The organism is Mesorhizobium sp. M0292, from assembly GCF_040321695.1.
Classification (GTDB): domain Bacteria; phylum Pseudomonadota; class Alphaproteobacteria; order Rhizobiales; family Rhizobiaceae; genus Mesorhizobium.
Map to the genome: position 1 here is coordinate 362825 of NZ_JAMYSB010000005.1, position 23127 is coordinate 385951.

The following is a 23127-nucleotide window of genomic DNA, read 5'->3' on the forward strand; positions in this document are numbered from 1 at the left end:
GGTCTTGATCCAGCGGCTGCTATACGAGTCCGAGAAGACGCGGAGAGCATTATGAACCGATACATCGTATGGAACGAAGATGAGACGGAAGGCTTCGTCACCCTCGACCAGCAATTGGCCAATGAGTCGCGCAAGGGAATCGATGCCAACTGTCGTCGCCCCGATGGAAGTCTGTCCCATATCGCGACATCATTTGCAGTGCTCACGGAAGATCAAATCTGCACCATCGAAGTCGTCCCGACCTACGCCGATACCGTGGCGCCCTACGCTGCCGCCCTGCGTATGATCCGTGAGGCAGTAGAAGAACTATTTGGGCCTGCCGCCAACCTGGAAAGCGAGGAAGCGGTTTTGCTTCGCGGCCCTGAGCCGCATCACGACGCCGAGGCGATCATTGCAGCGTTGCAGAACGTGGCCGATGTAGCGTGGATAAAACGGTGACAAAGCCACAACGCCCACTGCAGGAGCGCATCAACGACGCGGAAGATCGCGGCAGCCGCCACCTGGCCGACGCCAACGAGGCCGCTGAAAAGGGGCAGAAGGAGAAGGCTGAAAAGCTCTACGACAAGGGGCAGTTTTGGCTGGATCGAGCGAACAAGTTGCGAGGGTGGAACTGATGACCGATCGAAAGCGGCCTGACCGTCTCAAGCCGATCGTCGCAGTGGGCACCAACCTGAAGAAGGTGCCGCCACATCTCCTGCTGACACGGCTCTACCGCTTCACCCATGGCGGCGAGACCCATGTGTTGACCAACGACCGTGCCACCGTGCAGTTCATCAGGCGGCTTCAGGCCGCAGCGTATAGCTTTGATGGCAACGAGGAAAATATCCCGACCATTGAAGTCGAAATTCTAAGTATCCAAAAGTTGACTAAGCTGAACGTCGTCGAGATTTTCAAAGCTGGACTGGAAAGCATTGTGCTCGATACAGAGCGCAGGAAGGTTGAGCCCTTCACTCAGTTGGCACGCTACAAGCGATACCGGATCGGCTTCGAGCGGAAGCCAAGAGCACCGAAGAAAAGGAAACAGAAATGACACTTCCCGACTATTCGACCTACTCCGACGACGCGCTGGCGGTCGCGGCTGGCCTGGTCAAGCTCGATCTTAATGCCGGCTACGGAAGAATTCCGGCACAAGAACTGACTCGTATTGAGCCGCTTTTTGAGCGCATCGCCGCGATCCGCGCCGAACAGAAAAGGAGACCGAAATGAGGCGCACACTTGAAAACGGCGAAACAATTTATCGCGCGTTCAGTCCCGCCAATTGCACCGGATACGTGGCCACGCACATTGCCTTCGATGGGGAGGACATGCGAGCCATGAAGAACCTTTTCGAGCGTCATCCATCGGAATTCCGGGCGGCTTTGACACAACTGGAAATGCGGTTCCCAGAGAACCGGGTCGGGGGGAGATCACCTGAGATCATGGAAAGCCGTCTCGCCACAGCGGAAGAACTGAGCCCTGGCGATCAAGTAAGCGTGAATCAGGACGGCAAACTGCAAAAGGCGGTGCCCGGTCAGCCCTATCTCGGCACCTTGCCGCCCAACACAATTGTTCGACACGGATTCGTCCAAGTGCCGCACGCTTGGATGCACGAGTGGGGTGCCGACTCTCGTCAGCGGATCAAGACGGCGGCCGACCGCGTTGCCAATTGTGAGCGCGATTGCCGCCCGGAAAATTGTCGTTGCGATCGCGGGACAGCGTGACCGATCTGCCCGACCACCTGAAATTTGGCTACGAGCACCGCGTCGAGTGCGACGCGCACCGCGCTAGGTTGATCGCCGATGGCATGAAGCCCGGCAGCATCGAACTGTATTTCGCAGTGTCGGCCGCCTACGTCGACGCGCACAAGAACGATCCGACATTCCGCGAGCGGCAGGCAGCCTGGCGCGAGAAGAACACGACGATGGTCATCAACGTCCTGACCGTCGAGGAAATTGACTACCTGGTCGAACGGCTGAGCGGCGCCAATGATCCGCTCGGAATCTCGGCCACGGAGAAATTGATCCGTATGAGGGGAGACACGAGATGAAATACCGAGACCACCGCGCTAACGGCCACACCAAGTTTGTCGCCTTCACGCTCTCGATCAATCCCCACCTGTTCCTCGGAGCGGCAGCGGTGATCGGCGTAGCCATTGGCGTGTGCCTTGGCTGACCACACTGCATTTTCTGTTTTCACACTTTCACTTTTAAATTGACATTCATCATTAAACGTGTGAGTTGAGATCAACGAAGGGAGGCGGGACATGAGCGTGGAAGTAGCCGCAGTCGCACTGATCCTCGGCATCATTTTGCTCAACGTCCTGATCCCCCTCGCTGTCTGCAAGATCGCGGAGAAATGGAATGGCTGATCGGGAAAAGCTCGCCAAGCGCATCCGCGCACTGGCCGCCATGACAGTCGAGAACGGCTGCACGGAAGACGAAGCGATCACGGCCGCCAAGAAGCTCGCCGAGATGCTGGCCGAGCACAACATGACGGTCGACGAGGCGATGATGCGAGAGCAGCCATTTGCCGAGCACAAGGAATATCGCGAAGACGCTATCGGCGAGCGGCTGTGGAAACCGTCCGAGGCAATCGCCCACCTGACGGGCGCCCGATACTGGCGCTCCCCGGCCGGCGTTTGGCCGGTGTCGATCAGCTTCTTCGGTTTCGATCATGAGGTCGACGTCGCCAAGTTCATGCTCGCGATCTGCACCAGGGCAATGGTGGACGGGCAAAGCCGCGTCGATCGTCAATACGCCTTGGTCAACTCAGCCCGACGCCGCTCTCACGTCATAGCCTATCTCGACGGTATGGCAGACACGCTGCAGCGACGCATCCGTGCGCTCAAGCCAGCGGCGCCCACCGGCACCGGCTTGGTCGTGCTGCACGGCGCGCTGATCGACGCTGCCCTCAAGGAGCGCGGGATCGAGACGAAGAAGATGCGCCAGCGCGACAGCCGCGACTTCGATCCATCCTACGCGGCCGGCGTCCTCGCTGCCGAACGCGTCGCCCTGAACAAAGGTCTCACCGCAGAACGCGACTCGCGTCTCCTGCTTTCCTGAAACGGAGCCACCATGCGCAAGCTTCTGATTGCCGCCCTGTTGACGTGCATACCGATGGCCGCCACCGCCAAGGAAACCGCCTACCTGATTGACGGCGACATGGGCGGCGAACTGCTTCGCTACTATGCAAAGGCTGAGATCATGCGCGGTTCAAAGGTCATCGTCGATGGCGTCTGCCTGTCGGCCTGCGCGATGTATCTGCGCCAAGATTGGAAGCTCGACATCTGCTACACGCCGAGCGCCACCTTCGGCTTTCACAAGCCCTACCAGGTGCTCGACAACGGTACGATCCTCACAGGCATCGGAGCAATCACCACGGCCGACGCCGGCTGGCGCACCGAGTTCTTCGACAAGATGCCGTTGGCCATCAAGGCGATGCTCACCGGCAAGCAGATTCCCGAGCCCTCTGCCGGCGATCCGACCGACCGTTTCGTTTTCATCAAAGCGCGCGATCTCAGCGGTGCCGTGAAACCATGCGCCAAGGATTGGGCGGCCAAGTATCGGCTGATCGACGTGCGCGATGTCTACATCACGGATGGCAAGTGATGGGCGCCGATGTCGAAGTCAGCATCAAGCCTATGCGCCTCAGCGACGGCCGCTGCGACTACTTCGTCAGCTTCAAGCACGGCGATCGCGAGGCAACGCCGCACGTCTTTCGGGAACGATTCAAGGCTGAGTATCACGTTGCCTTCTACCGTTGGCTGTTTGGCCAAGGCGAGAAGCCATACATCTTGGATTTCAAAGACGATGAGTGGCCTGCCCGCGAGTACACGGCAGATGAACAGCGCGCATTCGCATCTATGGGCGATCTGACCTGCGCCAAGCTCGCAGATGCGTTCGCCTGCTTTTGGAATGCTGCAATCGGTGACGCACATAATCGTCAGGACTCGACTGCATTCGCTGTCGTTGGATCGATGGCCGAGGGATTTGCAGCCATCGAGCGCCGGCTTCGCGAACATGGAGAGCCAGCGTGACCGCGATCGTCGCACTGGTCGACAACGGCCGCGCCTGGATGGGCGGTGATAGCGCTGCCAATTACGATGATGCGATTGAAGCGTGGAGCAATCCGAAGGTCTTTCGGGCCGGTGAATACCTGGTCGGCTTCACGGGCTCTTTCCGGCTTGGCCAGTTGCTGCAACACGGCAGCCATTTCACGCCGCTACCGCCCGGCCACGACATCATGGCCCATATGGTCACGGTCGTGACGGCAGACCTGAAAAAGCTCGTGGGCAAAAGCGCGCCAGACGAATTGCTGATCGTCCATAGCGGTCGCCTGTTCAAGATCGGCTCGGACTACGCTGTCGGCGAGTATCCGGCATATGCAGCGGTGGGCAGCGGGAAGGCGTGGGCGCTCGGCAACTTGTTCGGAAGCACCGGAGAGCCGACCGAACGCATCCTGCGCGCCCTTGGTGCCGCCCAGGCCAACTGCGGCAGCGTCCGCGCACCATTCTACGTCAAGGTGGCAGGAGCCACGCACAAAGGGAGACTAGCATGAAGGAACTTCTGGAATTCTACGTGTCCGGTTTTTGCACCTGGGCCGGATTGACCATCGGCCTGGCCATTGTCTGCGGCAGCCTGCGCAACACGATCGTGTTCGCCCTGAATGTGTGGCGCTCATGATCTGTACAGCGCACTACCCGTCGACCATCAACTTCGAACGAGAGAACCGTAACATGCATTTCATTCTCGACTGCGACGGCGTGCTGCTCGACTGGACGCGCGGCTTCCGTCATTGGGTCTTCGCCCACCATGGCATCAAGCCGAGCGCGCAGGGACCGAAGTCCTGGTCGCTGTTCAACTGGCTCGGGCTGCCCGAGGCGCGCTGCTTTGAACTGATCAACCAGTTCAACGCCTGCCAGGCGTTCGGCGAACTGCATCCGATTGCCGGCGCCAAGGACGCGATCCTCAAGCTCAAGGCTGCCGGGCACAAGCTGACCGTGCTAACAAGCTGCTCGGCCGATCCGCTCACCCTGCTGCGGCGGAAGGAAAACCTCGATCGCGAGTTCGACGGAGCCTTTGCGCGCGTCATCTGTCTGGCACTGCGTGAGAGCAAGGCTGACTGGCTGCAGGTGCTCAAGGGCGGCATTTGGGTCGAGGACAACTACAAGAACGCCATGATGGGCGTCGAGGCCGGGCACAAGACGCTCATGCTCCGACATCTAGACAACCGCGACGACGAGAAGACCACGGATTCCCGCATCACCTGGGTTGACGATTGGCGTCCCATAGTTTCACTTTTTAGTTGATTATCACCTTACAACGTGCGACGAGTTGCCTATGTGTAAATGTCCGACCTGTGGCCGTGAGGCCGCCGAAATGCCGATCGAGGCGATTGCAGAAGTTGCGCTTCCTCATGTCCTTCGCACCGTCGCCAACGCCTTGGTCAAGCAGCATCCGAACAGTGTGACGGCTGACGATCTGATTGATGACATCTATCGCGGATCGCGGCTGCCCGCGAGCGCTAGGCAGGCGCTGCGCGTCCAGATGAGCAGGCTGCGCGACAAGCTGGCGATCAGCGGCTGGACAGTGAGCAATGAGAACCACGGGAGAGGGCGCAAGGCCGAATACCGCCTCGAACGCCGCCAAAACAATCACGTTTAACGTGCAATCCAAGGAGACGATCTTGCCTACCACCGACAACACCTTTTTCCATCCCGGCCTGAGCGCACTTGAACTGGAAGCATTCGACGGGCTCCGCGCCGCGCAGAAGCTGGCCCACGAGACCGCAACCAACGCCGGCTGGTATACCGATCGCGAAACCGGGCAGCCAATCGAGCGCAACTTCGGCGAAGTGGTCGCCCTGATGCACTCGGAATTGTCCGAGGCGCTGGAAGCTCACCGCAAGAACAAGGCTCGTGACGACAAGCTGCCCCACCGTGCAGCAATCGAAGTCGAGTTCAGCGACGGTATTCTTCGCATCCTCGACACCGCTGCCGCTACGCAGATTGATGTGGCGTCGGCGATGATCCCCTGCCTACGGCACATGACGCTCTACGGCGATCTGCCGAAGCGGCTGCCCGGCGTCGATCAGTGCGCGGTGAACTTCGCCAACGCAATTATTCGCATTCTCGAAAGTTCGGCGACGCGCGGCTACCACCAGGGCGGCTCCGTCATCGACAAGAATGCCTTCAACAGGACTCGCGCAGACCACCAGCTTGCGAACCGCGCGGCTGAAGGCGGGAAGCGCTACTGATGGGCCGCCTCCGCACCATCCTGCGCAACGCTCAGAGTTACGGCGAACTTCTGCGCGCTCTGCGCCCCGTCCTCGTGGCCTACGCGTGGCACTGCGCCTGGGTGGCACTGCTGACCCTCATCTTCGGTTTCGAGCGCGCCTGCCTCGCCTGGCTCGTCCTCTGCTCTGCCGGCCGCGACGCCTCGATCGCCTACGGGCTGATCAACCAGAGGCAGTTCTGACTTCCACCAGCAAAAGGAGACATCGACATGAAGAAGAAGGTTTTCGCAATGTCAGCAGCAGTGCTGGCGTACCTCGCCCTCGCCGGCTGCGCCAACCACGGCTATCGCGAAGGTGGCGGCCACAACCTCTACGGCACCCACGGTGCCGGCAACCGCGACTATGCGCGCAACTGCGGCATGGCCATGGACGAACTCGAAATGTGCGGCGGCTACATCTCGCCGAGATCGTTCTGACCATGGGCGAGACATTCGATTTTTCAGCCGCGCTTTGCCGCATGAAAATTCATGGGGCAAAGGTCAGGCGCCAAGCCTGGAAGCCAAATAAGTATGTCTGGCTCAAACCAGCCAGTGAGGAAAGCATGTCCTATCCCGAACTGGTTTACATCGACGGCAGTGGGCGCAAGGCTCCATGGGGCGTGACCCGTTGCGATCTGCTTGAAGCGGATTGGGAGATCGCCCCGTGACCGAGAAATCTCTTTCAGTGCTCGTCGAGGAAGCCAAGGCTCGCGTCGCCGCGATGTCGCCGGCCGAGCGGGATGCCATGTGGCAGGCCCAACGGGAAAGTTGGGTTCGCGGCGAGATGGCCATGGGTGAGACGGCTACGCTTATGCCGCCCATGACCACAAACATGGTCAAACCCCTCGACCTGTCGATGCTTCTGCGAAGCGCCTTCTTAACCGGGCGAGGTCTCAAAGAGGGCGACAAGCTCAGCGATGCCGACCATGCTGCCTGGACAGGATATGATCCATCGCCGCTAAGGGTTTTTCAGCGCATTGAAGCTGCCCTGCAATCGCGCGCTGCCGATCCATGGCAGCCGGTCGCCCCGGAAGGCTGGTTCCTATACAGCGCCGCGAACGAGCACACCCGCATCATCTACAACGGCGACAAGCACGAGCCGCTGCCTCACGCGGAAGGCCCGTGGCGTGTTGCCTTCCAGCGCCTGCCACACGGCGGCCGGCTGACTGACGCCCGAGGCAGGACCTTCCGCGAGGCGTGGGACAATGCCTGCGCGGCCGTTGCGAGTGAGACTGCCTGACCTAGGGCTCCAATCTACCCACTGCCAACATCAACAAGAGGAAGAAAAAACATGACTCGCACCAACATCGCAGCGTTCACCGCGACGAACTATGAAGGCCACTACCCACCCTATATTTCGATCAACAAGGAGGATGGTCTTGTTGAGATCATGATCCGATCGCCCGAAAAGAACGGCGTGGAAGGGACCCTTGCAGCAATTAAACTTAGCGAAGATGAGTTCGCCGGCCTTGACCTCGTAAGAGTTCCACCAGTGACGAGGGACACACAGCGTTCAGAATTCGCTTTGGTGCCACAGGGTGGCCCGGTTGCCCTGGGCGAATGCCCGGAAGGGCTGTTCCTGTTTGGCGACACCTTGGCGGTGATGACTGAGTACGCCACAGATGCTAGCGTTCGCCAGCGAGATGCTTACATTGTAGACAGCGGCGAATACTTTTGGGGTGGCACATCTCAAGCCGCAGACCGAGCAAAGCTGATCGTGCAGCCGCTCACCCATGTATCGGTGAAACCATGAGCACCACTGATACAGCGAAAGGAGGGTGCGCCCTCGCTCCCGCTCCTACCGTATTGGTAGGGGCGCCGGCACAGATCTTCAAGCCCTGCGAGAAACACCCCGAACGATACTGCAACTGCGAGGGCTATTATCCAGCGTGTCGTGATGCCGCCGGATCGACCACAGGAAAAAAGCTATGAGCGACACTTGGACCGATATTAACGGAAAGCAATCCGATGGGTCGGCTGTTTTCGCTCTGCGGTCATCGAAGACAGGAGCTTCCAGAGCCACGGCCATGAGCGTCACACTGTGCCAGGCGGCGAAAATACTGATCATCCAAGCCATGCAGTTGAAAGACTTTGGCCATGAAGGGTCCGACGGCGACTTCCGGACGAATGCCAGTAAGACCGCACTTCTCGAAAATTGCGCCGAAAAAGCCGCCCGTGCTGTTCTCGCCCTCGTCACTCCAGTCGATCACCCTGAAGCGGTGGGGGTGAAGATCAAGCCGCTGGAGTGGAACGAAGATGGTTGGTTGGACGGGCGCGCCGTCAAATGGCTAGCCGTTAGTTTCGGCTACTCATGGATCATCAGAAACGATGACCACGCTTTTTTGTGCTGTGGCTGTCGTTACGCCTCTCTCGATCGCGCCAAAGCCGCCGCGCAATCCGACTTCGAAACCCGCATCCGTTCCGCCATCCAGCCCTCAGATGAGGCGGGGGTGGCGTGGGGCGATAGCGGGCCGATACCCGGTCAGTCGTTCGGCGACGAGTTCGATGCGCAGCCTCAACCGGTGGCTCCCTTGCGATTGCATTTTGACAGGGAAACATTGAAGCGAAAGATTGAGGCGGACGGCGAGGAAGGCGAGATTGGAGCAGGGTATGAAATGTTCCCTAGCCCTGCCCTTGAGGCGGGGGTGGTGGAACAGCCGGGGTTTACCTACTACGAATGCCCCGAATGCGGCTTCGATGTCATCCACAGAGCCGACTACGAATGCCGCTCGACTGCCTGCCCGATTTGCGCAGGTGACAGCGGCCACGATGTAGGAATGAACAGCCGCACCGCGCGCGTCACCGATAAGCCAGAAGGCAAAGACGCCCGCGCCGCTCTCTCCATCCCTGCAACGGCAGAAGCGCTGTCGAAAGACACGTCACGTTTCAAGGCGCTTTCATCAGCCGATGACGACACCACTCCTACATCGGAGGATGGTAAGCCGTGAGGTTTCAGAAGCAACGATATAACACAGCCGATCCTGACCTCGGCGACTGCTTCCGGACCTCCATCGCAGTGATCCTTGAACTGGATCGAGACGACATACCTTTGTTCCAGGCCAGCGATGGGCCGGGACAGTCTGCATCAGCGGCCGAATGGCTGCGCGAGCGCGGTTTTGACATCAGGGAGACTTGGTTCGAAGCGGCATCTCCCGCCGAAGCTTTCGGTACGATGCACAAATGGCTGGGCGACGAGTACCCCTACATACTCTACGGCGCGACAAGCCGGAACACGTGCCACGCCGTCGTGGGATGTGGCGCCGAAATGGTTTGGGACCCTTCGCACTATGACGCAACGATAGTGGGTCCGATGCCCGGCTGCGTCTTTTACGGTGGTGCCGCTGTCTGGCGTAACCGGGGACCCGGTGTAGAAACATGAGAAACAATCACTTTTAAAGGGAAATGCACGCATGACAATTAAGGCTACCAACCCGAAGGACGCGGTAGGAATCCGCAAATGGCGCCAGTTCGCCACCATCCCCTTCACTGTCATCTGTGAGATCGGCGTTGCCATGATGGAGGGCGCGCTGAAATACGGCCGCCACAACTACCGCGTGGCCGGCGTCCGAGCCTCCGTCTACAAGGATGCCGCGATAGGGCACATCATGTGCTGGTGGGAAGGCGAAGACCTCGATCCCGACACCAAGCTCTCGCACATCACCAAAGCCATCGCTTCTCTCGTCGTGCTGCGCGACGCCATGATCCAGAAGAAGCTGAACGACGATCGTCCGCCGAAGGGCAACCTGGACGAAGTGCGCGCCAACTTGCAGTCGGTCGTCGACGCAATGTTCGAGAAGTACCCCGAGCCGAAGGACGCCTTCACCGAGCTTGGCGTGCGCAATGGCCAGGGCGTCAGCGCAGTTTTTGTCAACACCGAGATGTCGCCAGAGGCCATGGCCGCCATTGCCGGCGCCGCGTCGAAGGGCGCTCGATTTGTGCCAGGGGGAGCCTGATGCGCCGGCGCCTCACGCCATACAGGGAAATGGCATATCACTTCCTGGTTCGTCGCTATGGCAAGTCGGTCGACTGGAATTGCAGCTACGCCGAGATCGCCGAAGTAACCAAGGTGCCTATAGTCAGGGTGCGAGCGATCTGCGTCCGCAAGGGCTATCCAGTCTCGCATGACGCGCAGATGCCCGTCGCTTACATGCCTGTGGACAAATATTTCGCACTTCCCTTCTCAATCGTCCGCAATTTGTATTGACGGACATAATTTCACGTTTATAGTGACATTCACCAAATCGGAGACGGCAATGCCCTACCCCAACAACACGGAGGATCGCGACTTGGCGGACGATATCACGGACACCAGCCAGACGGTCGCTGCCGGCCAGTTGCGCGCTTTCATCGAGCGCATCGAGCGGCTGGAAGAAGAAAAGAAGACCATCGCCGACGACATCAAAGAAATCTACTCCGAGGCAAAGGGCACCGGCTTTGATACCAAGGCCATGCGCGAGATCATTCGCCTTCGCAAGAAGGACCAAGCCGAGCGCCAGGAGGCCGAGACGATCCTGGACCTCTACAAGGCCGCGTTGGGTATGGTCTGATGCAGCGCCGTTCATTCCTCGCTCTGCTCGGCCTCGGTGTTCCCGCTGCGGCTCTCGCGAAAACCGCGATGCCCTCGGCGCCAGTTGCTGAGCCTCCTGTGATGAGGCAACTGCGTGAAGTGCGAGCTTATCGCGCGATAGATGCCGAAGTCGGGACCATTATGGCCGGCATCCTTTCCAGCCGCGACGGCAAGTTCGAGATCAATCTCAACGATGGCGTGATGCGCCTCGGCTGACCACCGCCAAATCAAATCAACGGAGACACCATCATGAAGCTCGGCGAACTGCGCGCGGCGATACGCAAGACGAAGGAAACGCCATTCGTCAACATCTACCCCTTCCCCGGCACCGACAAGGGATTCCGTTTCGCCTTGCAGAAGACACCGCTGCTGGCCGAACTCGAACGCGTCTACCCCGGTGGCAAGGCGATCGAGACCGGCCTGGACTTCAACGTTGACACAGGCAAACTGTGCTGCCCCACCTATGACGACGCCATTGGGCTGTCAGTGGAAGAAAAGGCGGCGGCATTTGCGGGCTCGGCCGTAGAGCCTGGCAGTGCAGCGGACGATGACGATCTGCTCGGCGATGCGCCGGCCTCGGCGCCGGACTCTGGCGATCTCGACGACCTGCTGGTGTAACCATGACCGACGCCGAACTCGGTCTCAAGCTCGTCACCGCGCTGCGCGCCATTTCCAACTCGCGAGATGTTCGTGGCGCCCCGGTCAAGGGCAAGCTGACAAGCCTCGTGCTGAACATCGGCTCGGACGACCAGTGGCAGGCGATCGCGCAGTTCTGGCTGACCAATGACTGGAACGTCAAGGTTGGCAACGACCCGGTGGCCTGCATCGTGGATGTGCTGACGGCTCAGGTCGATCTGTCCGAGCCCTACGATCCGAAGAAGCGCCTGGCGACGTATGCCAAGCCCGTGCTGCCGGCGTCAGAAGTCATGGTCGCGGGCAAGGCTTCCGTCCAGCCGCAGGCAGCGGCATCAGCCGGCGATCTCGAAGACCTGCTCGTGTGATGCTGCGCTACTCCTACGAGTGGATCGAGGGCGCCTGCGACGACGATGGCGAGCAGCATTGGACTGATCAACTCTATGCCATTTTCGACGGCAAAGTTGGTCTGGCCGATGAGCAGGCAATTGCCTGGGCATATTCGCGGGACGGAGCAGAGCAGATCGTCGCGGCGCTCAATGGGATCGAGGAACAACGTCAGCGCGCCGCGATCGTTTGGCAACTTGCGAAGCGCCGGGATCAGTTCGACCTGAGCGATTTGCTCAGCTAAAGATTTCACTTCTAACGGGATAATCACCTGATGGGCGGCACAGTCACACTTCATGAAGGCGACAATCGCGTCAGTCTGCGCCGCCTCATTGACCAGGGCGTCCGCGTCCACTCCGTCGTCTGCGACCCTCCCTACAATCTCGAAAGCATCACCAAGCGCTTCGGTAAGAAAGGCTCGGCCGCCGCACGCACCGAAGGCAATGACGGCAGTTTCGCGCGCCTGTCCAAGGGCTTCATGGGACACGCCTGGGACGCCACCGGCATCGAGCGCGACCCCGAATTCTGGAAGCTGGTCTACGAAATCCTGTTGCCAGGCGGCTACGTCTTCGCCTTCTCTGGCGCGCGCACCGGCCACTGGCAGGCGTGTGCAATGGAGATGGCAGGTTTCATCATGCACCCGATGCACGGATGGGTGTACGGCAGCGGCTGGCCGAAGCCGACCTACATCAAGGGAATCCCTGAATGGGAAGGATGGGCCTACGGCACGCAGTCCCAAAAGCCGGCGCTCGAACCGATCTATCTCGGCCAGCGGCCGTTCAGCGAAAAGGGTGGCGTCGCCAACGTTCTCAAGCATGGCGTCGGTGCGTTCAATATCCACGGCTGCAAGGTCGGAGATGGGGCTGAGAGCCGCGACCGCAGTTCAGACCCTTCAATGGATCGCCGCTACAACGATCGCGGCGCAACGGACTTCGCAGCCCTGCCAGGTTCTGCCCGTGGCGGTTCGCCTGACGGCCGCAGCCCGTCCAATCTGATCCTCGACGGTTCGAAGTCCGTCGTCGACCTGTTCCCCTTCGGCAGCAGCGGCAAGCCTGGTGTCATGCGCAAGGGAACGAATGACGGTGCAGCCTACGGCGCCGAGAGCCGCACCCCTGGCACACCGATGAGCGGCTATGGCGACGAGGGCTCAAACGCTCGCTTCTTCCACCAGTTCGCGCCGAGCGCGGAAGACTACCAATGGGCGATCGACGCGGGCGAGATTTCCGAAGATCGCGGTGATGCCATTGTCTACTGCGCCAAGGCCACGAAAGCCGATCGGGCGGGCAGCGAGCATCCAACCGTCAAGCCGATCGACGGCCTGCTGCGCTACCTGGTTCGTCACATCACGCCACCCGGTGGGGTTGTGCTCGATCCATTTGCAGGCTCTGGCACGACCGCCGAGGCCGCTCGCCGCGAAGGTTTTGATTGCATCCTGATGGAAGCCGAGCCAGATTACGTACAATTTGTACGAGGACGGTTCCAAATGTACGACATCTCTGCTATAGGAATATATTCCAACGTGAAGACGCTGGAGAATCAATCACTTAAGCAACCGCTAATAGAAAGGAAGTTCACATATGCCGATATGTCTCTTGTTGACATCTTAGGAGATTCCGTGTTGTCGACACATGACACGCCTCATCAGCCCGTCGCGCAGCCCAGGTCAGACTCAAGCACTGACCTGACAGCATTGTTGTTTTAACGCTTGTCGTCTCAGGGAAAAAAGGAAATGGCATTTCGTAAACTCACTTTCGTGGGTATTGACAGTAGTGGCGAGTACCCAAAGCCTATGCCGTGGCATCCGCAACGCACGGATGACTACGCAGCAGACTGCCAGCTTGGCAGGTCTTACTTCCAAGAACTGTTTGAATTCATGCAGAAGGAAGCAAATACCGCATTCCTGTCGCGCGTATTGAGCGCCCAGGTGGCCGGTGGCCGGTGGGATGCCGTCGAGATCGGTTTCAGCCAGGCAATGAGCGAAAAACTCCTGGTTGCCTAGTTCTACTTAGACGCGAATAGGGCTCACCATTGACCCGATGAGGGCGTGTCAGGTGAGCCCTTTTATTTACCAAGGTTAATGAGAGCTTAGAACCATTCGGTGAAGCGCGCGCGCTGCCCGATCGTCGGGTGGTAGATAAAGCACTCGACTGCCTGTCGATTGACGTAGGCATTGCGATCGTGCCAGCCATCCGGCGCCGAGGGCGATCGAACGTATTCAATGTTCAGATGATGACCTTCGATATTCGGCGTGCCGCTGATGTGCGCAGTCATGCCGTTGTGATCCTTCTCCCGAAGGAACTCGATCTCGCCCCTGGTCTTGCGTATCTTGTGGTGGACGTGATGCAGCAGCCAGTAGAGGTTCAGGCATTCGGAAATGTGCTCCCTCGCCTCCTTCACCATGACGCCGTAGAGCTTTTCTTCCTTGGCACCGTCACCATGGGTGAGCCCGAACAGGTTGCGCTCGAACCGATAGTATTTCCGGTGCGCCTCGGACAAATTGTATTCGGTGGCTCGGACTCGAGGGTTGCCGCGCAGCCGGCCGGCGACCGCCTGGCTGAGAGCCCAGCCCATCAACCAGTCGTGGTTCGACATACAGTGGATCAAGTCGACGTCGGCCAGCAGCGAGGCTTCTGTTATGGCGATGTCGAGCGCGGCGCCGGCATCCTTGAAGCCTTGGAAGATCGTTCCGTCGCTATCCTGGTAGGTGCCGCTTGTGGTGCTGGTTCTCGGGCCGTCGACATGCAGGATGTCGTTGCCCATCACGAACAGGATGCGACCGATGCCCCACGGCTTCGCCATGCGCAGCAGAGCCCTGGTGCCCTCGATCACGCGATGGCGCGCGACCTCGCGATTGTAGACGTGGCCGGTCTCGGATTGCACGCAGAGCTTCAGGAAGTGAACGTCTGCCAGGTCCACGACGAGCAGGTGTTCGCCTGTCGGGTCTTCCCTCGGCGGCAGCGCGCCCAAGCTTGTTGGAATTTCTCGGACGGTCTCGCGCACCAGGTCGTTGATGCAGACCGCCTGACCTGTCCTCGGATTCTTCACGAACAGCGAATAGCCGCTGCCACTGTCGTCTTTGACGATCTTCCAGAAGTGGGAGAGGTTGCGAGGGTCTTCGATCCCACCTGCGGCAGCCGCTGCGAGAATTGCTGCGTCGTCCGTGAGATCGTCCCTAGCCGCTTGGGCGCCCAACATCCCGCGCTCCTTCGCGCGCTTCAGGCGGTTTTTGAATGTCTTGAGATCGAGGCCGGTTGCCTTGGCAGCGAGGCAGGTTGCCTCGGCGACATCGTGCGCCTTTGCGTGCAACAAGAATGCATCTGCGGCTGCCTGTGCCAAGTCGTCGGAAAGTGATGGTGTGGGCAAATGCTATGCTCCAACTGCTGCGGCGTCGATCAGAGATGTCCCTTGATCGACGCCCAAATGAGCCCGAGGATCGCGAGAGTGATGGCGCCAGCGGCAACCATCAGGCCCTGCTTCTTGATCGTCTCGGAGGATTCGCGGGTGCTGCGCAGGAACAGCATGTCGGCCTGCGCTTCGAGAGGCTTGGTCAGGTCAAGTCCGAGCGTCAGGAAGGTCTCCTTGACGGCTTCGCGTGCTGCCTGACGGGCGATCTCGTGTATCTGCGCTTCGGTCATGGCTTCGGCTCGCGGGCGGCTTGGGTTTTTCGATACCAGGCGGCACATTTGATGATCTGTTTGTTGGCGCCGCCGAGGGCAACGTCGCCCTTCCAGGTTGCGACATTGATCCCGTCTTTGACCTGCACACCGCTGTGCCACAGGGTGTCGCAGATGGCGGGCCAATCCGGCATCCGGCGTGCTTCCTGGACGCGCTTCTCAGCGGCAGCCAGTGCGACCTTCACCTGATCCGCCTTGGCCTTGTCGGCGTAGGCGGTGTTGAGGCGAAAGCTATTTGTTGCGCAGCCGGTCGTAGAGAGACTGACCAACAGTGCAATCCTCAGTGACCGGCAGAGCCTGGATCGATGCGAGATCATCGGCGGCTTCCTTTTTTTCATTTGCGGTGAGTGCGAGTTGCCCTTCGAGGGCGATGCGATCGGCGCGCTCGGCGTCGGCTTGTTTCGCCGCGTCGGCGGCCTGCTTTTCGCTCCACGCGTTGATGCGACGTGTCTCGACCAGTTCGGCATTGAGCGCGGCAAGCTCGGCGCCGGCCACCAGTTGCGTGACGGCCTTGTTAACGGCGGTGCGGATGGCCGAGCCCCGGTCGAAATAGAGCCAGATGCCGGCGACCAGGAACACGAACAGGGGCAGCTTGATGGTGAACATCAAGACTGGCAGCACCCACTTGCGGAAGAAGGTGGTGACGATGAGCCAAGTCATCGCAGCACCATGAAAAGGCAGTAGGCTGCAACGACGATGGCACCTGCAGCGATGCCGCCGATCGCATAGCGGTGGTCGTGAAGGAATTGCTCCACGTTCAAGATGATGAATCCCTTGAGGTCCATCACTTCACCTTGTCGAGGCCCGAGACGCAAAGCTCGGCCTCCCCGATGCGCTGCGCGTCGCCGTTCTCGCGGCGATTGACCAGTCCCTGGACAACTTTGCGGTTTTTACCCTTGCCGGCTTTGTTGAACGCGGTCTGCGCGATACATGCCGTGAAGTATTCGTGTTTGGTGACGAAGCGCGCGGTGCTGGAGTTCTTTGCCGCCACGACGCCAAAGTTGTAGGCGCCCGAGAGCATGGATGCCTGCACCGAGACGGGCGCGATCGCATAGTCCTTCACGCCATCGACCAGGGGCAGGTAATAGTCCCTGACGAGGCGAACCTTCAGGATCGCCAGACACTGCTCGGCGGTGAAGCTCATGCCGGCCGTAACGGGCTTGCCGTTGATCAGCGTGTCGCCGTAGCAGATGTCGTATTTCTTGGCGAAGGTGTCCCAGTGAGCATGGCTGACCAGTCCTTCCCAAGGCTTGATGAGCACCTTCGCGGCCAGGTCCACGGCAGGCGGCGTCAGCCCTTTGTCGATCGCCGCGTGGATCGCGGCGACGGCCGGGTCAGGACGGCTGGCAACGTAGGCAGTCCAACCGCTGGAAGCTGCGGCAAGGACAGCGGCTGCGACTGCGGCCTTGCCGCGTCCAGTCGCCTTAATCTTGTTGATCGGCATCGCGGTCTCCCGAGAGTTGGCGTTGAACGACGACGCGCGCGGGCATAGCCAGGCCGGTGAAAACACCTGTCAGCGCGACGAAGATGATGGGTGAGACCGGCAGGTAGCCGCCGAGCAGCGGCCAGATGGTTTCACCTATGCAAAGCAGCCAACAGATGAAGCCGAGCAGGTTCAGATGCAGGCTGTAGGAATGCCTGAGCACCTTTCCTGTATTTGAAACGAGCTTCACGATTTGCCGTCCTTGATGGAATGCCATTTGGCGAGTTGCAGTGCGCAGTGGTTCGGTTCAATCAACCGCGACATCAGCAGGCAAAACCTGCACTGGACGCCGCTGCGCTCGGCGATCCGGGCACACAGCGTCTGCTCGACGCGGCCACCAAGCAGCCGGTTCAGCAGTCCTGAGATGCGATAGAAGCTCATGTCTGCCGGCTGCCTTTGGTGATGCCGGATACTAATCGCACGTTTTAAAGGGATTATCAAGTTAAACGTGATTTTCATTTGAGGCAGTCGACATCTTTGCCTCGGAGGTCTATGGACGCGCCTCCAGTGTAGTTTTGATCTAAGTTTAGGAGTCGCTAATAATGGGCCTAGCCGAGACAGTGCAGGACAACATCGCCGACGTGCTGTTCAATTTAAGCCCGGCGATGGTGAAGCCCACTGCCCTTTTGACTGCTCTTGAACTGGACAGCCTGCAAAAGACCGAGCTTGCGATGAAGCTTGAGGAAGCGTTTTCCATTCGCGTCGACGACGAGGCTCTGTATGCTTGCGAGACCGTCCAGGATGTTATTGATCTTGTTGAACAAAGCGCCAATCACACGCCGTAACGCGCCCGAGTCGCTTCAAAGATCGACGTGACCTGAGCCTGGGTCAGCGCCACTCCTTCGTAGATGGCGAGGGCGCCGAGGCGCGATCCACTACCCGCGATAGAGGCAGCGTTGCCACCTGCCATAACTTCGGGCGTATAAGAGGCATTGCTCACGCTCGGAGAAGTCACAGCGGCATTGAAAGCGGTGTAAGTGCTGTTTATTCCCATGAAGCTGGCGGTGGCACCGCCATTTTCGTTGATCGAGAAAGAGTACATGCCCCACACGCTACGGGTGAAAGTCGGCCCGGTAGTGAAGTTGCCAGCAGCGGCATTGGCGCGATTAACCAGGTAGGTCATGCCGCCGCCCGAGCCGAGACCAACAAGCACGCCGATCTGCGCGAACGCCGTCGAGCCCGTGCCAAACGCAACCAGCGCGCCTGATGCTGGCGCCCATCCCCACATAATGTAGGTTGCTAGAACACCGTCCTTGTGAAGGTTCTGCATCCAGGCCGGGGTCGCGGTGGACATGCGGAAGTAGTCGGCGCCATCGCTGGAGAAATACTCGCTCGAACGGCCATTCGCGGTGCCTGTGAAGGTGGGGTCGGATGCTTCAGCGGCACTGGTCTGTCCAACGTTGAACACCAAGCCGCCACCGGAGATGTCGTTAAAAACCTGACCACTGCCCGGATAGCTGCCGGTAGCACCAGGATCGAGGCACAGTTTCAGGTTCGTGGTGAGGCCGAGAAGATCGAGCCGCTGGAAGAAGTTGAGCTTCTTAATCTCTGTCCAGACGCCCGCTACCTTGACGTATTGCTGTTTGATCGGCGTCCACACGCCGGCCACTTTGACATAGTCACCAATCGGCTCTTTCCAGACGCCGCCGTTCTTTACCGCCAGCATCGATTACACCTGATACCAGACGTCACCGTCGGCACCGCCGGAGGGTGCTGAGGCCGAGACCGTCAAAGCGCGGTTAGCGTTCGTGCCAATGCCCAACTGCGAGGCCAGGCTGGCGAGCGTGATAGGCCGGCTATAGTTGTCGCCAGTGCCATCAGAGCTTGTTCTGCCGAGGACACAGGCGATGGTTGTGGCAGCAGCCGGAAAGGTCGTTCTAAACAACCGTGTGGTGATGTCGCCAGAAACGTCACGCTGCGCAATGGTACTGGCGGTTGCTGCCGCGCTATCAGGCAGGGCACCCGCGAGCTTGGCGCTGTCGACTGCTTGGGCGGTTGAACCAAGCTTGCCCGACACCGTTGTCGTCAAGTCCGTGATCTGCTTCTGCAACTTGCCCATCGCAGACAGGACCGTGTCAGTCGCAGTGATCGCGGTGCCGGTTGCTGTCGACAACCCCGTCAGTACGGTGCCGATCACCGTGGAGGCGAAGTTCGAGATATCAGCCGCAACAATCGCAAGCGCGGTCTTCAGGGAAGCAGCGGAGATCGCACCAGTCTGACCAGCGACCGACAACACCGAGTCGGTGGGCGTCAACAGTTCTTTCCAATCGGCCAGCGTCGTGGGCGAATTGGACGACAAGGCAAAGGACTTGTTCAAGTCCGAACGGATCGCGATATCACCCTTTTGAGCGGTGAGCGCCAGCATCGCAGCCTGGTTTGCTGCCGTGAAGACATCGGTGATCGCAATCGCCGGCAGCACGTTTGTATCGAGCAGGCCGCTACCATCGAGCACAGGCACATTGCCGGCAGCCGTTCCCGTGTTCTTCGCCGCAGCGGTGCCAAGCGTCGGCTTGCCGCTCAGATCGTTGTACGCGCCGGTCGATGCGACAGTGGCCAAGTCTTCGGCCAGCTTCGCGCTGTCGGCCATATTTTTGGCCTGCGTGCGAATGTCGGCCGGCGAGATTTCGCCTGTGTTGTTGTCGGGGAAGTTGGTGTCAGCGTCAGCGTTAAGCTGCGCACGAGTGCGTGCAACCATTTTGATTAATCCTGCGAGATGTCGAGTTCACCGATCGGGAAGTCCAGCGTGTCGCCATTGTTGATGGCGATCGGCACGATGTCGTCCCACGAGAGAAGATTGCCTGCGGTGGCCGCGTCAAAGATGCCGACGTGGGTGATGGTCCCGAAATTCCCACCGGCCGCTGTGAAGCTCACAACACCCGTGTTGGAAACGAGGCCGCCCGAGGCGGCAGACGTCATCGGGATCGCCTGTCGCGCGTAGCCGCTGCCACTCACTTCTGTGCCGCCGCCTGCATCCGTAGGCGCTGCGGTGTAGAGCGCCAGATACACTGTCGCAGGCGGCGAGAACGCCTGTCCCCGGAAGAACACGTCGAGAATTTTGTTTTCGAGATAGTCTGAAAATCCAGCCATGGTTTTGATCCTTGAGAGTTATCGGAAGCCAGCGTCGAAGCCGGAAGTGAAACCGCGTGCCGAGATCGCCCGCAGCGAGCCGACGCCGGCAAACGATGCCGAGCGCCTAATCTTCTTGGTGTAGTTGGCCGATAGGCTGCCGGTGCCTGTAAAGGTGAGGGCAGAGATGCGCCTGACCGTGTAGCCAGCAGCCACGCCGCCCGCGCCCATGAACAGGGCGTTGCGAGTAAGCCTGGGGCGTTTCGAGCCGGCAGCGCTCATGCTACCTACGCCGACCATGGTGGCGCTGGTGAAGAAGCGCGTGATCAACTTGGCCATAAGCTCGAAGGCTTGCAGCGACTCGTTGCTGTCCTTCTCGGCGACAACTGAAACCAGGACGCGCTTTTGCCCCGGCACGTCGGTCAATGGCACAACCTTCGTTGTCCCTGTGATGCCGGCATAGGTCTGCAGCGGTGTGCCGTCGAGCTTGCTGACGATGACCTTCGAAGTCTGCCCCGCCTCGCCAGCAACGTTGGCATCAGTCCATTTGAGCGCCTGCGTGGATTCCAAAATGCGGTTGCGGTTCGCCCAGGTGACGGTCAGTTCAGTGGCCGCGTTTGCGTCGACATCTCCGAAACCAACCCCGTTGACCTTCACGTCGGCTGGTCGGTTCGGGAGATAGGGACGATCGCTCAGCGTCACATTGATCTGCGGCGCGTCCTCAAGCTCCAACTGACCGGCCGTGGTCCTGGTCAATAGCCAGTAGCTGGCATCTTCGAACGCCGAGCGCACAGTCTGATCGACGACCAGCGCGGATGCCGGAATGACAAAGGCTCTGGTGCCGATCGGCCAGGTGCGCGGGATCGTATCGAGCATACCGCGATTGAGATGATAGCCATCCTCATCCACGGCCTGCACCGTGGCAATCTCGGTGTACTCGTCTGGCCCGGTGCCAATCAGCACGAAGTCACCTGCAACGGGCTCGGAGCCCCGCAGGCCGGGCAGCGTCGCCAAGACGCTCTCAGCCTCGGCGGGCAGCGCTGTGAGGAAGGCCCAGGTGCCGTTATATGGGCTCGTGCCCAATGCCTCCTGCGACGGCGTACCGTTTACGTCGGTGACATTCGAGACTAGGTCGAAGTTCACATCGTCGTCGCTGTCCGCACCCACGGTGACGGCGCTGAGCACTTCGGGATAGACAAGCTCGGACGGATCGTTGAGGCCAAGGACAGCCGCCGCCATGAAGGCCGGCGCGGTGCCGAACTGATAATAGGTGGCCGGCGACGGCGGGATCGAGGGATTGACCCAACCGGAGTCGCCTGGCGTCAGATAGCTCGCCGAATCGAGGCCGAAGATGTCCTCATAAAGCGACAGTTCGACCGTGTTCTCGCCCTTCGTGACTTCCGATACGCGGAAGACGATCTGGTCGATGTTGCGCTCAGGCCACGACAGGATCACCACGTCGCTGCTGACGGTCTTGTAGAACTCGCGCGTGACAGTCGCGGTGCAGGTGGCGATCGGATTGACCATGGTCGCGAGATCGCGATCCGCAACCTTGATGGCCAGCGCTTCATGCGGGATGCCGTAATAGTTCTGCCCGCTGGAAACGACACCGCCCTCGGCCGCCACGCCGGCCAGGTCCTGGCTGGTGACAGACGCCTCCTTGCCGGTCTCAGCGTTGGTGTAGGTGACGACAACTTCATTCGAGATGTCGCCCCACGTCTTGCGTTTGAAGGACGACAGTTTGGCGTTGCTCGGATCGATGACCGGCAGCGTGTCGATGTCGTAGTCGCCTCGAAGCAGCTTGAGCGTGTGCAGGCCGGTTGACGGATCAACGAACGCGGCACCGCGAATATGGGTGAGGATTTCACCGATGAACTTGCCGACTTCGGTTTGCCGCATCCAGGTCATATTCAAGCACATGCCCTCGTCGTAGAGGGTCTGCGCGGCAGCCTCGAAAGCCGGCTTGTTGATCGCGGACGGAAGCTCGCCCATGCCCCAATCGGTGTTGGTGAGGCATTCGTAGATCATGTGCGCGCCGTTGGAGGCGAACTGCTGGTTGCCGTTCGAGTCGTCTGGGATGCGGATCATCGCAATGGCGGGGTTGAGGCCGACAGACGGCCTGCGCACCCGCGCCACAAGCGGTCGCGAATAGGGATTGTTGGCGCCGAGATAGAAGCCCGCCGCGTTGTTGCCAGGGCTGCCCATCAGGGCGGCCAGGATGCCGCTTGACCACCACGAGGGGTTACTCGGTTCGGCCGCAGCCTTGGTGCCGGTGAGGAAGAAGCTCGACAGACCCCGGAAGCCTGGGCAGGTCGCACTGGTCAGCCCGAGCTTCTTGGCCAGTGTCTCAGGCATCACCTGGTCAGGCTTGCCCGGCAACCACCAGAGCAGGCCCTTCACGCCACCTTCCTTCTTGAGGCCGCCGAACAGGTTCGTCTTGTTGATCGAAAACACGCCTTGGTCGGCTGCCGCGCCGCGCCAAAACTCCTTGTCGCCATACTTCACCGCGACAAGTTGCAACCCTTCGCCATAGGCGCAGATGCCCACGTGCAGGGACATCGTGTATTCGTGGATTTCAATCTTGCCTTCGGATTTACTGCCCATTGCCAGCGCCCCTGGCCTTGATCATTTCGACGGCTCGATCAATCTGCGCGTCGAAACCGAGCCCCTTCAGATCTGAAGCTTTGGCTCCATTCTTGATGAACGCCGCGAAATCCACGCCGGCCGCATCCAAATGCTTCTTGATGCCCTTGACGCAGTAGAGGACGCGGAGGTCTGCAACGGTGATGTGCTGATCGTCGCTCACGCCTTGATCTTCCGCGTGGTGGTCGCCTTGTCGCCGAACCAGATGATGTTGACGCCCGTCACCCACGTCTCCCCGAAGATCACGGGAATCGGACGACCGCCCTCGGCCGTAGGATTGTCCATGTCGGTCACTTCTTCACCCTTCGAAGCTTTGGGTTTCGGCGTCAGCAGATAGCCGAGCACCTGCAGCCCGACGCCGATAAGGAGGTTGATCAGCAGGGGGATAAGGAAGAACGGCATGGCCCACTATTCGCACGTTTC

45 protein-coding genes are annotated in these 23127 nt (G+C 59.9%); 31 read left to right on the top strand and 14 right to left on the bottom strand.

The window, feature by feature from the left end:
• Positions 1 to 51: 51 nt before the first annotated feature.
• The 30 genes from NKI96_RS10715 (at position 52) to NKI96_RS10860 (ending at position 13837) form a co-directional block, all read left to right on the top strand.
• Complete coding sequence (locus NKI96_RS10715) at positions 52 to 438, top strand: hypothetical protein (protein ID WP_352804121.1); 387 nt, start codon at positions 52 to 54, stop codon at positions 436 to 438.
• Complete coding sequence (locus NKI96_RS10720; protein WP_352804123.1) at positions 423 to 614, top strand: hypothetical protein; 192 nt, start codon at positions 423 to 425, stop codon at positions 612 to 614. The genes NKI96_RS10715 and NKI96_RS10720 overlap by 16 nt, the downstream gene beginning before the upstream one ends.
• Complete coding sequence (locus tag NKI96_RS10725; RefSeq protein ID WP_352804125.1) at positions 614 to 1030, top strand: hypothetical protein; 417 nt, start codon at positions 614 to 616, stop codon at positions 1028 to 1030. Before NKI96_RS10720 ends, NKI96_RS10725 begins: the two co-directional genes overlap by 1 nt.
• The gene (locus tag NKI96_RS10730; RefSeq protein WP_352804128.1) at positions 1027 to 1206 is read left to right on the top strand and encodes a hypothetical protein; all 180 of its coding nucleotides are present in this window, start codon (positions 1027 to 1029) and stop codon (positions 1204 to 1206) included. The genes NKI96_RS10725 and NKI96_RS10730 overlap by 4 nt, the downstream gene beginning before the upstream one ends.
• Positions 1203 to 1700 (top strand): hypothetical protein, encoded by a 498-nt coding sequence (locus tag NKI96_RS10735; RefSeq protein WP_352804131.1) that lies wholly within the window; start codon positions 1203 to 1205, stop codon positions 1698 to 1700. The genes NKI96_RS10730 and NKI96_RS10735 overlap by 4 nt, the downstream gene beginning before the upstream one ends.
• Complete coding sequence (locus NKI96_RS10740; RefSeq protein ID WP_352804134.1) at positions 1697 to 2026, top strand: hypothetical protein; 330 nt, start codon at positions 1697 to 1699, stop codon at positions 2024 to 2026. The genes NKI96_RS10735 and NKI96_RS10740 overlap by 4 nt, the downstream gene beginning before the upstream one ends.
• Entirely contained in the window at positions 2023 to 2151 is a 129-nt protein-coding gene (locus NKI96_RS10745) for a hypothetical protein (protein ID WP_352804137.1), read from the top strand. Before NKI96_RS10740 ends, NKI96_RS10745 begins: the two co-directional genes overlap by 4 nt.
• A gap of 188 nt (positions 2152 to 2339) precedes the next feature.
• Complete coding sequence (locus tag NKI96_RS10750) at positions 2340 to 3041, top strand: DUF2786 domain-containing protein (protein WP_352804139.1); 702 nt, start codon at positions 2340 to 2342, stop codon at positions 3039 to 3041.
• Between the two features lie 12 nt (positions 3042 to 3053).
• Entirely contained in the window at positions 3054 to 3587 is a 534-nt protein-coding gene (locus NKI96_RS10755; RefSeq protein WP_352804142.1) for a hypothetical protein, read from the top strand.
• A complete protein-coding gene (locus tag NKI96_RS10760; RefSeq protein WP_352804145.1) occupies positions 3587 to 4015 on the top strand; it encodes a hypothetical protein in 429 nt (142 codons plus the stop codon). Before NKI96_RS10755 ends, NKI96_RS10760 begins: the two co-directional genes overlap by 1 nt.
• The gene (locus tag NKI96_RS10765; protein WP_352804147.1) at positions 4012 to 4536 is read left to right on the top strand and encodes a hypothetical protein; all 525 of its coding nucleotides are present in this window, start codon (positions 4012 to 4014) and stop codon (positions 4534 to 4536) included. The genes NKI96_RS10760 and NKI96_RS10765 overlap by 4 nt, the downstream gene beginning before the upstream one ends.
• Positions 4533 to 4661 (top strand): hypothetical protein, encoded by a 129-nt coding sequence (locus tag NKI96_RS10770; protein WP_352804150.1) that lies wholly within the window; start codon positions 4533 to 4535, stop codon positions 4659 to 4661. The genes NKI96_RS10765 and NKI96_RS10770 overlap by 4 nt, the downstream gene beginning before the upstream one ends.
• Positions 4662 to 4741: 80 nt before the next feature.
• Positions 4742 to 5287 carry an HAD family hydrolase gene (locus NKI96_RS10775; protein ID WP_352804153.1) on the top strand — a complete coding sequence of 182 codons (546 nt, stop codon included), beginning with the start codon at positions 4742 to 4744 and terminating at the stop codon, positions 5285 to 5287.
• 70 nt (positions 5288 to 5357) lie between these two features.
• Positions 5358 to 5642: a hypothetical protein gene (locus tag NKI96_RS10780; protein WP_352804156.1), complete on the top strand. Its 285-nt coding sequence runs from the start codon at positions 5358 to 5360 to the stop codon at positions 5640 to 5642.
• Between the two features lie 22 nt (positions 5643 to 5664).
• Positions 5665 to 6234 (top strand): nucleoside triphosphate pyrophosphohydrolase family protein, encoded by a 570-nt coding sequence (locus NKI96_RS10785; protein WP_352804159.1) that lies wholly within the window; start codon positions 5665 to 5667, stop codon positions 6232 to 6234.
• The gene (locus tag NKI96_RS10790; protein ID WP_352804162.1) at positions 6234 to 6455 is read left to right on the top strand and encodes a hypothetical protein; all 222 of its coding nucleotides are present in this window, start codon (positions 6234 to 6236) and stop codon (positions 6453 to 6455) included. Before NKI96_RS10785 ends, NKI96_RS10790 begins: the two co-directional genes overlap by 1 nt.
• Before the next feature lie 27 nt (positions 6456 to 6482).
• Positions 6483 to 6689 carry a hypothetical protein gene (locus tag NKI96_RS10795; RefSeq protein ID WP_352804165.1) on the top strand — a complete coding sequence of 69 codons (207 nt, stop codon included), beginning with the start codon at positions 6483 to 6485 and terminating at the stop codon, positions 6687 to 6689.
• Positions 6690 to 6691: 2 nt separating this feature from the next.
• A complete protein-coding gene (locus NKI96_RS10800) occupies positions 6692 to 6919 on the top strand; it encodes a Thoeris anti-defense Tad2 family protein (protein WP_352804168.1) in 228 nt (75 codons plus the stop codon).
• On the top strand, positions 6916 to 7491 hold the full coding sequence (locus tag NKI96_RS10805; RefSeq protein WP_352804171.1) for a hypothetical protein: 576 nt from the start codon (positions 6916 to 6918) through the stop codon (positions 7489 to 7491). Before NKI96_RS10800 ends, NKI96_RS10805 begins: the two co-directional genes overlap by 4 nt.
• Positions 7492 to 7542: 51 nt before the next feature.
• The gene (locus NKI96_RS10810; protein ID WP_352804174.1) at positions 7543 to 8004 is read left to right on the top strand and encodes a hypothetical protein; all 462 of its coding nucleotides are present in this window, start codon (positions 7543 to 7545) and stop codon (positions 8002 to 8004) included.
• Positions 8005 to 8278: 274 nt separating this feature from the next.
• Positions 8279 to 9199, top strand: coding sequence for a hypothetical protein (locus NKI96_RS10815; protein ID WP_352804177.1), 921 nt, complete (start codon positions 8279 to 8281; stop codon positions 9197 to 9199).
• Positions 9200 to 9661: 462 nt separating this feature from the next.
• Positions 9662 to 10204 (top strand): dATP/dGTP diphosphohydrolase domain-containing protein, encoded by a 543-nt coding sequence (locus NKI96_RS10820; protein ID WP_352804179.1) that lies wholly within the window; start codon positions 9662 to 9664, stop codon positions 10202 to 10204.
• Positions 10204 to 10455: a hypothetical protein gene (locus tag NKI96_RS10825; RefSeq protein ID WP_352804182.1), complete on the top strand. Its 252-nt coding sequence runs from the start codon at positions 10204 to 10206 to the stop codon at positions 10453 to 10455. The genes NKI96_RS10820 and NKI96_RS10825 overlap by 1 nt, the downstream gene beginning before the upstream one ends.
• An 82-nt stretch (positions 10456 to 10537) precedes the next feature.
• Positions 10538 to 10798: a DUF2312 domain-containing protein gene (locus NKI96_RS10830; protein ID WP_352804295.1), complete on the top strand. Its 261-nt coding sequence runs from the start codon at positions 10538 to 10540 to the stop codon at positions 10796 to 10798.
• A complete protein-coding gene (locus NKI96_RS10835) occupies positions 10798 to 11034 on the top strand; it encodes a hypothetical protein (RefSeq protein ID WP_352804184.1) in 237 nt (78 codons plus the stop codon). The genes NKI96_RS10830 and NKI96_RS10835 overlap by 1 nt, the downstream gene beginning before the upstream one ends.
• Positions 11035 to 11067: 33 nt before the next feature.
• Positions 11068 to 11436, top strand: a complete 369-nt coding sequence (locus NKI96_RS10840; protein WP_352804187.1) for a hypothetical protein — start codon at positions 11068 to 11070, stop codon at positions 11434 to 11436.
• Between the two features lie 2 nt (positions 11437 to 11438).
• A complete protein-coding gene (locus NKI96_RS10845) occupies positions 11439 to 11819 on the top strand; it encodes a hypothetical protein (protein ID WP_352804190.1) in 381 nt (126 codons plus the stop codon).
• Complete coding sequence (locus NKI96_RS10850) at positions 11816 to 12082, top strand: hypothetical protein (protein ID WP_352804193.1); 267 nt, start codon at positions 11816 to 11818, stop codon at positions 12080 to 12082. The genes NKI96_RS10845 and NKI96_RS10850 overlap by 4 nt, the downstream gene beginning before the upstream one ends.
• 30 nt (positions 12083 to 12112) lie before the next feature.
• Positions 12113 to 13540, top strand: a complete 1428-nt coding sequence (locus NKI96_RS10855) for a DNA methyltransferase (RefSeq protein WP_352804195.1) — start codon at positions 12113 to 12115, stop codon at positions 13538 to 13540.
• A 27-nt stretch (positions 13541 to 13567) separates the two neighbouring features.
• A complete protein-coding gene (locus tag NKI96_RS10860; RefSeq protein ID WP_352804198.1) occupies positions 13568 to 13837 on the top strand; it encodes a hypothetical protein in 270 nt (89 codons plus the stop codon).
• Between the two features lie 86 nt (positions 13838 to 13923).
• Here NKI96_RS10860 and NKI96_RS10865 read toward each other — a convergent pair whose 3' ends face one another.
• Genes NKI96_RS10865 through NKI96_RS10900 form a run of 8 tightly spaced genes read right to left on the bottom strand, consistent with a single transcriptional unit; the run spans position 13924 to position 17376 of the window.
• Positions 13924 to 15174: a hypothetical protein gene (locus NKI96_RS10865; protein ID WP_352804200.1), complete on the bottom strand. Its 1251-nt coding sequence runs from the start codon at positions 15172 to 15174 to the stop codon at positions 13924 to 13926.
• A gap of 56 nt (positions 15175 to 15230) precedes the next feature.
• Positions 15231 to 15473, bottom strand: coding sequence for a hypothetical protein (locus NKI96_RS10870; RefSeq protein ID WP_352804203.1), 243 nt, complete (start codon positions 15471 to 15473; stop codon positions 15231 to 15233).
• Positions 15470 to 15781, bottom strand: coding sequence for a hypothetical protein (locus tag NKI96_RS10875; protein WP_352804206.1), 312 nt, complete (start codon positions 15779 to 15781; stop codon positions 15470 to 15472). The genes NKI96_RS10870 and NKI96_RS10875 overlap by 4 nt, the downstream gene beginning before the upstream one ends.
• Positions 15744 to 16118: a hypothetical protein gene (locus NKI96_RS10880; protein ID WP_352804209.1), complete on the bottom strand. Its 375-nt coding sequence runs from the start codon at positions 16116 to 16118 to the stop codon at positions 15744 to 15746. The genes NKI96_RS10875 and NKI96_RS10880 overlap by 38 nt, the downstream gene beginning before the upstream one ends.
• 50 nt (positions 16119 to 16168) lie before the next feature.
• Positions 16169 to 16297, bottom strand: coding sequence for a hypothetical protein (locus tag NKI96_RS10885; RefSeq protein ID WP_352804211.1), 129 nt, complete (start codon positions 16295 to 16297; stop codon positions 16169 to 16171).
• A complete protein-coding gene (locus tag NKI96_RS10890) occupies positions 16297 to 16956 on the bottom strand; it encodes a glycoside hydrolase family protein (RefSeq protein WP_352804214.1) in 660 nt (219 codons plus the stop codon). The genes NKI96_RS10885 and NKI96_RS10890 overlap by 1 nt, the downstream gene beginning before the upstream one ends.
• Positions 16937 to 17185 carry a DUF7940 domain-containing protein gene (locus NKI96_RS10895; RefSeq protein WP_352804217.1) on the bottom strand — a complete coding sequence of 83 codons (249 nt, stop codon included), beginning with the start codon at positions 17183 to 17185 and terminating at the stop codon, positions 16937 to 16939. The genes NKI96_RS10890 and NKI96_RS10895 overlap by 20 nt, the downstream gene beginning before the upstream one ends.
• Complete coding sequence (locus NKI96_RS10900; protein ID WP_352804220.1) at positions 17182 to 17376, bottom strand: hypothetical protein; 195 nt, start codon at positions 17374 to 17376, stop codon at positions 17182 to 17184. The genes NKI96_RS10895 and NKI96_RS10900 overlap by 4 nt, the downstream gene beginning before the upstream one ends.
• Positions 17377 to 17537: 161 nt before the next feature.
• Between NKI96_RS10900 and NKI96_RS10905 the strand changes: the two genes are divergently transcribed.
• Complete coding sequence (locus NKI96_RS10905) at positions 17538 to 17780, top strand: acyl carrier protein (protein WP_352804223.1); 243 nt, start codon at positions 17538 to 17540, stop codon at positions 17778 to 17780.
• On the opposite strand, the gene NKI96_RS10910 is transcribed toward NKI96_RS10905, so the two are convergent.
• Genes NKI96_RS10910 through NKI96_RS10935 form a run of 6 tightly spaced genes read right to left on the bottom strand, consistent with a single transcriptional unit; the run spans position 17768 to position 23106 of the window.
• Positions 17768 to 18661 (bottom strand): hypothetical protein, encoded by an 894-nt coding sequence (locus tag NKI96_RS10910; protein ID WP_352804226.1) that lies wholly within the window; start codon positions 18659 to 18661, stop codon positions 17768 to 17770. The two genes, NKI96_RS10905 and NKI96_RS10910, sit on opposite strands and share 13 nt — an antisense overlap.
• Positions 18662 to 18664: 3 nt before the next feature.
• Positions 18665 to 19690: a hypothetical protein gene (locus NKI96_RS10915; protein WP_352804229.1), complete on the bottom strand. Its 1026-nt coding sequence runs from the start codon at positions 19688 to 19690 to the stop codon at positions 18665 to 18667.
• Between the two features lie 5 nt (positions 19691 to 19695).
• Positions 19696 to 20082 carry a phage tail fiber protein gene (locus tag NKI96_RS10920; RefSeq protein ID WP_352804231.1) on the bottom strand — a complete coding sequence of 129 codons (387 nt, stop codon included), beginning with the start codon at positions 20080 to 20082 and terminating at the stop codon, positions 19696 to 19698.
• Between the two features lie 18 nt (positions 20083 to 20100).
• The gene (locus NKI96_RS10925; protein ID WP_352804234.1) at positions 20101 to 22665 is read right to left on the bottom strand and encodes a phage tail protein; all 2565 of its coding nucleotides are present in this window, start codon (positions 22663 to 22665) and stop codon (positions 20101 to 20103) included.
• The gene (locus NKI96_RS10930) at positions 22655 to 22867 is read right to left on the bottom strand and encodes a hypothetical protein (protein ID WP_352804237.1); all 213 of its coding nucleotides are present in this window, start codon (positions 22865 to 22867) and stop codon (positions 22655 to 22657) included. Before NKI96_RS10930 ends, NKI96_RS10925 begins: the two co-directional genes overlap by 11 nt.
• Positions 22864 to 23106 carry a hypothetical protein gene (locus NKI96_RS10935; protein WP_352804240.1) on the bottom strand — a complete coding sequence of 81 codons (243 nt, stop codon included), beginning with the start codon at positions 23104 to 23106 and terminating at the stop codon, positions 22864 to 22866. Before NKI96_RS10935 ends, NKI96_RS10930 begins: the two co-directional genes overlap by 4 nt.
• Positions 23107 to 23127: the final 21 nt, after the last annotated feature.

Bases quoted from the DNA above. Each gene is read 5' to 3' on its own strand.
- NKI96_RS10860 (WP_352804198.1), top strand. From the start codon at position 13,568: ATGGCATTTCGTAAACTCACTTTCGTGGGTATTGACAGTAGTGGCGAG.
- NKI96_RS10845 (WP_352804190.1), top strand. From the start codon at position 11,439: ATGACCGACGCCGAACTCGGTCTCAAGCTCGTCACCGCGCTGCGCGCC.
- NKI96_RS10780 (WP_352804156.1), top strand. From the start codon at position 5,358: ATGCCGATCGAGGCGATTGCAGAAGTTGCGCTTCCTCATGTCCTTCGC.
- NKI96_RS10840 (WP_352804187.1), top strand. From the start codon at position 11,068: ATGAAGCTCGGCGAACTGCGCGCGGCGATACGCAAGACGAAGGAAACG.
- NKI96_RS10800 (WP_352804168.1), top strand. From the start codon at position 6,692: ATGGGCGAGACATTCGATTTTTCAGCCGCGCTTTGCCGCATGAAAATT.
- NKI96_RS10905 (WP_352804223.1), top strand. From the start codon at position 17,538: ATGGGCCTAGCCGAGACAGTGCAGGACAACATCGCCGACGTGCTGTTC.
- NKI96_RS10900 (WP_352804220.1), bottom strand. From the start codon at position 17,376: ATGAGCTTCTATCGCATCTCAGGACTGCTGAACCGGCTGCTTGGTGGC.
- NKI96_RS10825 (WP_352804182.1), top strand. From the start codon at position 10,204: ATGCGCCGGCGCCTCACGCCATACAGGGAAATGGCATATCACTTCCTG.
- NKI96_RS10870 (WP_352804203.1), bottom strand. From the start codon at position 15,473: ATGACCGAAGCGCAGATACACGAGATCGCCCGTCAGGCAGCACGCGAA.
- NKI96_RS10820 (WP_352804179.1), top strand. From the start codon at position 9,662: ATGACAATTAAGGCTACCAACCCGAAGGACGCGGTAGGAATCCGCAAA.
- NKI96_RS10885 (WP_352804211.1), bottom strand. From the start codon at position 16,297: ATGGACCTCAAGGGATTCATCATCTTGAACGTGGAGCAATTCCTTCAC.
- NKI96_RS10790 (WP_352804162.1), top strand. From the start codon at position 6,234: ATGGGCCGCCTCCGCACCATCCTGCGCAACGCTCAGAGTTACGGCGAA.
- NKI96_RS10745 (WP_352804137.1), top strand. From the start codon at position 2,023: ATGAAATACCGAGACCACCGCGCTAACGGCCACACCAAGTTTGTCGCC.
- NKI96_RS10925 (WP_352804234.1), bottom strand. From the start codon at position 22,665: ATGGGCAGTAAATCCGAAGGCAAGATTGAAATCCACGAATACACGATG.
- NKI96_RS10750 (WP_352804139.1), top strand. From the start codon at position 2,340: ATGGCTGATCGGGAAAAGCTCGCCAAGCGCATCCGCGCACTGGCCGCC.
- NKI96_RS10810 (WP_352804174.1), top strand. From the start codon at position 7,543: ATGACTCGCACCAACATCGCAGCGTTCACCGCGACGAACTATGAAGGC.
- NKI96_RS10855 (WP_352804195.1), top strand. From the start codon at position 12,113: ATGGGCGGCACAGTCACACTTCATGAAGGCGACAATCGCGTCAGTCTG.
- NKI96_RS10920 (WP_352804231.1), bottom strand. From the start codon at position 20,082: ATGGCTGGATTTTCAGACTATCTCGAAAACAAAATTCTCGACGTGTTC.
- NKI96_RS10735 (WP_352804131.1), top strand. From the start codon at position 1,203: ATGAGGCGCACACTTGAAAACGGCGAAACAATTTATCGCGCGTTCAGT.
- NKI96_RS10915 (WP_352804229.1), bottom strand. From the start codon at position 19,690: ATGGTTGCACGCACTCGTGCGCAGCTTAACGCTGACGCTGACACCAAC.
- NKI96_RS10725 (WP_352804125.1), top strand. From the start codon at position 614: ATGACCGATCGAAAGCGGCCTGACCGTCTCAAGCCGATCGTCGCAGTG.
- NKI96_RS10880 (WP_352804209.1), bottom strand. From the start codon at position 16,118: ATGTTCACCATCAAGCTGCCCCTGTTCGTGTTCCTGGTCGCCGGCATC.
- NKI96_RS10730 (WP_352804128.1), top strand. From the start codon at position 1,027: ATGACACTTCCCGACTATTCGACCTACTCCGACGACGCGCTGGCGGTC.
- NKI96_RS10760 (WP_352804145.1), top strand. From the start codon at position 3,587: ATGGGCGCCGATGTCGAAGTCAGCATCAAGCCTATGCGCCTCAGCGAC.
- NKI96_RS10770 (WP_352804150.1), top strand. From the start codon at position 4,533: ATGAAGGAACTTCTGGAATTCTACGTGTCCGGTTTTTGCACCTGGGCC.
- NKI96_RS10910 (WP_352804226.1), bottom strand. From the start codon at position 18,661: ATGCTGGCGGTAAAGAACGGCGGCGTCTGGAAAGAGCCGATTGGTGAC.
- NKI96_RS10835 (WP_352804184.1), top strand. From the start codon at position 10,798: ATGCAGCGCCGTTCATTCCTCGCTCTGCTCGGCCTCGGTGTTCCCGCT.
- NKI96_RS10795 (WP_352804165.1), top strand. From the start codon at position 6,483: ATGAAGAAGAAGGTTTTCGCAATGTCAGCAGCAGTGCTGGCGTACCTC.
- NKI96_RS10890 (WP_352804214.1), bottom strand. From the start codon at position 16,956: ATGCCGATCAACAAGATTAAGGCGACTGGACGCGGCAAGGCCGCAGTC.
- NKI96_RS10715 (WP_352804121.1), top strand. From the start codon at position 52: ATGAACCGATACATCGTATGGAACGAAGATGAGACGGAAGGCTTCGTC.
- NKI96_RS10935 (WP_352804240.1), bottom strand. From the start codon at position 23,106: ATGCCGTTCTTCCTTATCCCCCTGCTGATCAACCTCCTTATCGGCGTC.
- NKI96_RS10815 (WP_352804177.1), top strand. From the start codon at position 8,279: ATGAGCGTCACACTGTGCCAGGCGGCGAAAATACTGATCATCCAAGCC.
- NKI96_RS10755 (WP_352804142.1), top strand. From the start codon at position 3,054: ATGCGCAAGCTTCTGATTGCCGCCCTGTTGACGTGCATACCGATGGCC.